General features: G+C 65.6%; 7 protein-coding genes. 2 read left to right on the top strand and 5 right to left on the bottom strand.

From position 1 onward, the window contains the following. Positions 1–192: 192 nt before the first annotated feature. Complete coding sequence (locus ACFYW8_RS44275) at positions 193–960, top strand: transposase (RefSeq protein WP_389093731.1); 768 nt, start codon at positions 193–195, stop codon at positions 958–960. A 69-nt stretch (positions 961–1,029) separates the two neighbouring features. On the opposite strand, the gene ACFYW8_RS44280 is transcribed toward ACFYW8_RS44275, so the two are convergent. The 4 genes from ACFYW8_RS44280 to ACFYW8_RS44295 form a co-directional block, all read right to left on the bottom strand. Beyond that, a complete protein-coding gene (locus ACFYW8_RS44280) occupies positions 1,030–1,464 on the bottom strand; it encodes a VOC family protein (RefSeq protein WP_389093736.1) in 435 nt (144 codons plus the stop codon). Between the two features lie 147 nt (positions 1,465–1,611). After that, positions 1,612–1,956, bottom strand: coding sequence for a DUF2750 domain-containing protein (locus ACFYW8_RS44285; RefSeq protein ID WP_389093741.1), 345 nt, complete (start codon positions 1,954–1,956; stop codon positions 1,612–1,614). 378 nt (positions 1,957–2,334) lie between these two features. Beyond that, entirely contained in the window at positions 2,335–2,745 is a 411-nt protein-coding gene (locus ACFYW8_RS44290) for a DUF6415 family natural product biosynthesis protein (RefSeq protein ID WP_389093745.1), read from the bottom strand. A gap of 95 nt (positions 2,746–2,840) precedes the next feature. Beyond that, positions 2,841–4,094, bottom strand: a complete 1,254-nt coding sequence (locus ACFYW8_RS44295; protein ID WP_389093750.1) for a helix-turn-helix domain-containing protein — start codon at positions 4,092–4,094, stop codon at positions 2,841–2,843. 373 nt (positions 4,095–4,467) lie between these two features. Between ACFYW8_RS44295 and ACFYW8_RS44300 the strand changes: the two genes are divergently transcribed. Next, positions 4,468–4,839, top strand: a complete 372-nt coding sequence (locus ACFYW8_RS44300; protein ID WP_389093755.1) for a hypothetical protein — start codon at positions 4,468–4,470, stop codon at positions 4,837–4,839. Between the two features lie 758 nt (positions 4,840–5,597). Here the strand turns inward: ACFYW8_RS44300 and ACFYW8_RS44305 are convergent. After that, positions 5,598–6,176: a hypothetical protein gene (locus tag ACFYW8_RS44305; RefSeq protein ID WP_389093758.1), complete on the bottom strand. Its 579-nt coding sequence runs from the start codon at positions 6,174–6,176 to the stop codon at positions 5,598–5,600. Positions 6,177–6,592 lie beyond the last annotated feature (416 nt).

Here is a 6,592-nt window from a genome sequence, read left to right on the forward strand (position 1 = left end):
ACCACCCGGTCCACCAACCCCGGCGGATACACCCAGGTCAACAGGCCAAGACCCGATAAGTCAGAGACACTCGCAGCCACCCGAACCACCCCCGGGACCCACTGCCAAACAGCCTACGCCCACGGCAAAAGCAACAGCATTGGGTCTAAAGGTTGTCCCGTAACTGCTGGTCAAGGGCGAGATGATCTTGATGTGGCTGGTGTGATTACGGCGTCGGAGCCGTCCTGGATAGCCCCGTTCACCGGGCTGAGCTCGCGCAGTTTCGGGAAGTTGGTGACCGCGCTGCGCCGTGAGGGTGCGGATCCGGTGCGGCGGGGCCGGCCGTGGGGACTGCAGCTGGAGGACCGGGTCCTGCTGGTCGCCGCGTACTGGCGCACGAACCTGACGATGCGCCAACTCGCACCGCTCTTCGGCGTCTCGAAGTCGACGGCCGACCGGATCGTCGACCAGCTCGGCCGGCTCCTCGCGCTCCAGCCCAGGCGCCGGTTCGCGAAGGACACCGTGCTGATCGTGGACGGCACCCTGGTGCCCACCCGCGATCACAGCATCGCCGAGCAGTCGAAAAACTACCGCTACTCCACCAACCACCAGGTCGTCATCGACGCCGATACCCGCCTAATCGTCGTGGTTGGCGAGCCTCTGCCCGGCAACCGCAACGACTGCAAGGCGTGGGAGGAGTCCGGCGCGAAGGCCGCCGTAGGCAAGACCCTCACGATGGCCGACGGCGGCTATCCGGGCACCGGACTCCTCATGCCCCACCGCCGCACCCCGGGCGAGGAGTTGCCCGACTGGAAGCAGGAGCACAACCGCTCGCACAAACAGCTCCGTGCCCGCGTCGAGCACGTCTTCGCCCGCATGAAGACCTGGAAGATTCTCCGCGACTGCCGCCTCAAGGGCGACGGCGTCCACCACGCCATGCTCGGCATCGCCCGACTGCACAACCTCGCTCTCGCGGGATAACTCCCGCGGCATACGAGACCAGCGAGGTCCAAGGAAGACGGCTCCCCACCTCGCCGACTCGGAGGATTCTCAGTCGAGACAGAACTCGTTGCCCTCAATGTCCTGCATCACAATGCAGGACTCGTTCTCGCCGTCGGCACGCATCGTTCGCACATGTACCGCGCCGAGCGCGACCAGCCGTGCGCATTCTGCTTCAAGCGTGGCCAGGCGCTCCTCACCCACGAGCCCGATACCGGCCCGCACGTCAAAGTGCAGCCGGTTCTTAACGACCTTCCCTTCGGGAACGCGCTGGAAGAGCAGGCGCGGGCCCACACCCGAGGGATCACTACACGCGAAGTAGATCACCTGATCCTCAGGCGGCAGTGACCGATGGTAGTCCTCCCAAGTGGCGAACCCAGACGGGATCGGAGGTACGACGTACCCCAGCACCTCGCACCAGAAGCCGGCGAGACGCGCAGGTTCCGCGCAGTCGAAGGTCACTTGGAACTGCTTGATCGTTGACATCGGCGCACGATAACAGGGGCCATGCCATCCGCTGCTGTGTCGTGCGGTCGCAGGGGCGAACCGAGGTCGGTGCCTCCCAAGGGGCGGGACCCAGAATCCAATCCCGGCCAACCACTCTCGTGCCAAAGATCAGTTACGGGACAAGCCTTAGTCAGCCGCCGCCAGTCGGTTGAGAACTTCCAGGGGAGTGAAGTCCCGGCCGACCAGGCGCGGCCCGCTCCAGTTGATGCCGATTTTGAGTCCATCCCGGGCGTAGTCGGGCAGTTCGCGATCGCGCCAGGTGTCCAAGGACATGGATTCAACACGTAGCCCATGCCCCCAGATCTTCGCTGCCCTCTGGGCGCGGGCCGAGGTCGACCAGAAGGGAAGACTTCGCGTGCCGTCGGCGGAGAGGTGGGTCGGCATTCCTCCGTCATCCCGGACAAACCAGACCGCTCTGCTTTGGCGGACGTCTCGGAAGAATGCCGCCGCTTGCGAACCGCTCTGACTCATGACCACTGAGCCTAGCGGTGCCCGCCACTCATTTCGTTGGGAGTTCTTACAGCACGCAAGGGCCCGCTCTCTCCCCTGGGTCATGCAGGGGAGAGAGCGGGCGGGTGTTGGTCGCAACCCTGACCCTGCGGTTGCCGTGGGGCCCATCTCGCCAGGGCGGGGCGGCCGGATCAGTCGTCCGACAGCAAGGCGCGCATGATCAGGATGCGGGCCAGGATGTTCATCGGGGTGGGTCTGGCTCGACGAACACGGCATGTTCGCTGTGTGCCCATACGGTCCAGCCGGGCCCCGACATGCCCAGCTCGATTGCTACGGGGACCGCGTCCTCAGGGTCAGTGATCAACCTGTCGCAGTAGCGGCAGACGTGCAGCGCGGACGTCACGAGCGATCGCCAGTGAACTTCTCGTAGTGGTCGCATAACGCGTTCAGTGAGCGTGCCAAGCGACGGGCGTGGGCGATGCCTGAACTGATGCCGGGCTGGGCGGAGATGTTCAGCTTTCGTCGCGCTTCGCCGATGCAGGCAAGCGCGCAGTAGCGCGGTATGTCGTCCTTCGGAAGGCCGGCGATCATCTGCTCGACCTCAGGAATGAGGAGATGCATGTGCCCCCTCAGCCGCAGCGTGAGCGTTTCCAGCTCGTGTGCGCTCGGTGGGAGGGAGTCCTCGGCGAGGAAGCGGCGCACGCTGGAACGCATCAGCGCGATGTCGGGCGGGCATCCGTCGGCCTCTCGGCCGATGGCGGGCTGGCTGTACTTTGCATAGCGTCGACGCTCCTTGTCAGCGTTGGCCACGCCCCGGGGCCGTCGCGAGCGGTCGCCGGGGTCTTCGTGGTCTCCGACTATAGGAGCAGAAAGAGGGAACTAGGGGCACAAAATGTGCCCCTACGTCATGCGGCCAACAGCCCGATCTTCACCGCGAGTTCCGAAGCACGGCGGCGGCGAGCCGGAGCTTTGGAGTCGGCTTCCTCAAGGATGATCCGCTTCGCGTACCCGTTGTACTTGATCGTCTCTGGGGCGGCCTCGTGCGCCTTCTCCAACGTGGCGAGCGCGACGTCTGGTTGCCCGTCGAGATGGAAGCCGCGGGCTTCCTCGATGCGGTGCCGGGCTCTGCGCGGCCTGGAGGGGATCGTGTCGGCGTCGGCACGCGCGGCTTGCCGTACGGACTCGCCGCCCTGGCGCAGCTCCACGGCGACGGTGACCGCGTGAGCGCCCATGATGGCGCGCGAGAACGATGTGACCGGGTGGTAGTAGTCCTGAGGGAGCCGCTGCGCCAAGCTGCGCGCCTGGTCCCAATAGCGCCAAGCCGTGCCCGTATCGGCCCTCCTTGCCGCGGTGTAACCGGCTTCGAAGGTGAGCGCCCCAGTGATCGCGAGTACCTCGTCGGATGCATCGGGAAGCATCGGTTCCAGATAGGCCAAGGTCTCAAGGTTCACTGCGTCGGCGGCCTCGAAGTGGGCCAAGCCTGCGTCGCGATGGGCCTGAGCGGCCAGCCACGCGGCCATTCCGATGGCGTGGGCGTCCTCGGATTCCTGCGCGGCGATGAGCCCTCGCTCCGACACGCGCCACAACAAGGCGGCGTCCGGCTGGTACGCCACGAAGAACTGACACAACGAGTAGACCTCGGAGAGCACGGCCAGAGCTGCCCTGCGGTCTGCGGATGTATCGGCCTGCCGCACGGAGAGTTGCGCGTCGCGGATCAGGTCCGGTAGCAACTCGCCGATCACCTCACGGTGGTTGGGCGCGGAATGCCGGGCGCTCCAGGCCCTGACGAGCCGCGCCTGAAGGTGGGCGGCCGGCGGCGCCTCCCGCTGGGTGGTCAGTGGGAAGGCGTCAATGGCGGCCTTCACCGCGGCGAGCCGCGGATGACCGGGGCCGGCGAACAGGTCCACGTGGCCGGACTGATCGCCGATCAGTTCCGACAGGTCCCGCACGCGGAGAAGTTCGGCGATGAGGAGGATCGTCTCCAGCTTCGGCGTCTTCAGGCGTCCCGTCTCGATGCCCTTGACCCATGACGCGGTCCTGCCGACCAGTCCACCGAGTTGGTCGCGGGTCATGCCCTTACGGGTGCGCAGGATTTGCAGGCGCTGGCCGAACACCAGTGAATCGGCGTACGGGTTCGGGCTGGCATCTTCAGACGACACGGCCTTGCCCCTCTCTGAACGGCTCGACATTGTCAGGGTATGGGCCGGGGCCGCGCTCGTGTGGGGTTCCCGCCGTTCGTCATCCTTGGGCAGGTTGGCGGGGCCCCACAGGCTGGCCACTGTTTCCGCTGTTGCGGGCATCGAACCCGTGTCGATTGCTCTGTGATCTGTCGCGGCTCGGCGAGCGAAGTCCACACCCGACGCCGTGTTCTCGCCTGCGAACTCCCCTTCGCCTGGCTGTGATGGGCTATACCGTCGCGATCCCTGCAAACCCCTTGACGTTTTCTATTGCAAACATAGATGCTCAATGCTCATCAGGACGAGTGCGGGCCCCGAGGTTCCGCCTCGTCGTCCTGCGGGTGGAGAGGTCGTCATGAGGAAGATCCAAATCTCGCGCAAGAGGCTGACACTGCTGTTGGCTGCCGTGGTGGCGGCGCTGGTCGGGTTCGCTGGGCTGGGTGCCTCGATGGCGTCCGCGTCGCTGTCTGGTGCCGGCTCTGTCCGGCAGTCCGTCACGGCGGGGTCGACCACGAGCGTCGCGATCAACGGTCTGCGGTTACGGGCCAAGCCTGGTTACAGCGGCTACGTCAAGGGCCTGCTGTACCGGGGTGATCGCGTGTTCATCAGGGAGACGTTCGCCGCGTCGTACAAGCCGAACTGGGTCGGAGTCGTGCTCAAGCAGCGAAGCCGGGGTGGGCTGCCCAGGTTGACGTTCGGGTACGTGTATAAGTCCTACCTGCGGTAAGGCCACTTGTCGTCGGGAGGCGCCCCAGGCGTCGCATCTGGTACCGCGCCCCTCTTCCCGCTTGGGAAGCGGGGCGCAACATGTGCTGCGTGGCCCGACGTGAGCGCGACTTGGAGATAGGTGCCCGTGCTTGGTGCACTCAAGTGCTCAAATCGCCTGCGCGTAAGGAGAGTTAGAGCCCGTCAACAGGCTGCGCGCCGTGCCGCGATCGCGTTAGAGTTTGCTCCTGCAATGGATTTGTGGGTCGGATGTGCTCGATGGGCGAGGGGGTGTATCCGCATGGATGCGGGGGCTGCTTCCGGTGAGTCACACGGGGACGAATCAACTATTTGGGTTCGCGGGCCGGACTACGTCCAGGCATGGGCGGAAGCGCGTGATGCGGCGGAAGAGTTGAACGCGGCCGTGCTGGCGCTGGGCCTGCGACGGGAAGATCTATGGGCCACGGCGCACGCAGACGACCAGGGCAACGGCCTTGTGCAATTGAAGGGGACACCGAACGGAATTCGCGCGGCGGCACAAGCCCTGAGGCGGGCCGTTGCCTGAATGCCTGCTGGTCGACGCGCTGCGGGTGAGCGGTCGGCCGGGGCGCCCTAGGCCGGGCCGAGGCTGGTCGGCATGGTGTCGAGTTGGTGGACCTACTCCGCCGTCACCTTGGCCACCATGTGAGCCTTGGGAGTGCCGCCCTACCCGGGTCGGATGGCCTCCGCAGATGAGCGTGAGACGGGACCGGGTGTCCGGCCCGGGGCCAGCATTGTCAGTCACTGGTCGCGGTGTGCGCTGGAGGCCCCATCGACAGCGGCGCGCACCCAATCGTGAGCACTACCGGGGTCGAGGATGGCGAGAAGTTCTGTGAGCGAGCCATCCCAGCTTTCTTTCGCACGTTCGGCCGCTGCTGCTGCGACCGTCTGCCGCGTGTCTGTGTCCTTGCAGCGAACCAGCGTGATGGCGGCATGGGGGCCGGCTTCTGCGAGGACCCTGTGGGCTTGTTGCTCGTCGGATGCGACGTGCCCTTTACGCACTTCAGCGGTGTGGGTCCCGACCCTTGCTCCTTTCAGCGTGGAGAACAGGCCCATGAATCCGACCATCCATGAGAGGGAGATGCGGAGCAGGGCGTTCGCGAGACCGTTGGCCGTCAGCACGCGAGACTGGGTCAGCGTCAGCGAGCCGTCGGCGTTTCCTCTGATTACCACAGCAGTCGTACCGCCCTTGCGGGCCTTTCTGCGGAAGCCTCGCCCGAGCGATGCCAGCATGTGTTCGGCGTGGTGGCGGTTATCGAAGCTGGCAATGACCACTGAGTCCTGCCCAGATTGCGCGACCGAGGGGGTCTCCGACGTCATGGGAGCGTCCTTCGTAGCCGAGTGACCGAGATCAAGGCCTGAATGGGGGGCACGGCCAGGTCTGCTCGATGGGCTTACTGTCCCATTTTAGCTGTTCAGAAGCTTGTCGCTCTATCGATCATGGTGGGGCCCGATACGTTGGGCACGGATAGGGCACGAGCCCACGCGGTCGGCGGAACGGCTTTGGACGGGAGCTGCCATGGGGCGAGTGATCATGGCCCCTTACGCTCGCCGCGATTCGGGCTGGCTCCTGGCCTGCCCGCAATAGCCCGAACTGGGGCCATGATCTTCGAGGCTCGCCCCATGGTGGCTGTCTAAAGCCCAAGCCCGGGAAGTTAGGCCGCTGCGTGTGGTGTCAAGCGGTTCGGCGAAGTCGGGGTAAGCGAACGAGGCTCCGCGTAGGACGGAAGTCGACC

The organism is Streptomyces sp. NPDC002742 (assembly GCF_042888885.1).
Taxonomy (GTDB): domain Bacteria; phylum Actinomycetota; class Actinomycetes; order Streptomycetales; family Streptomycetaceae; genus Streptomyces.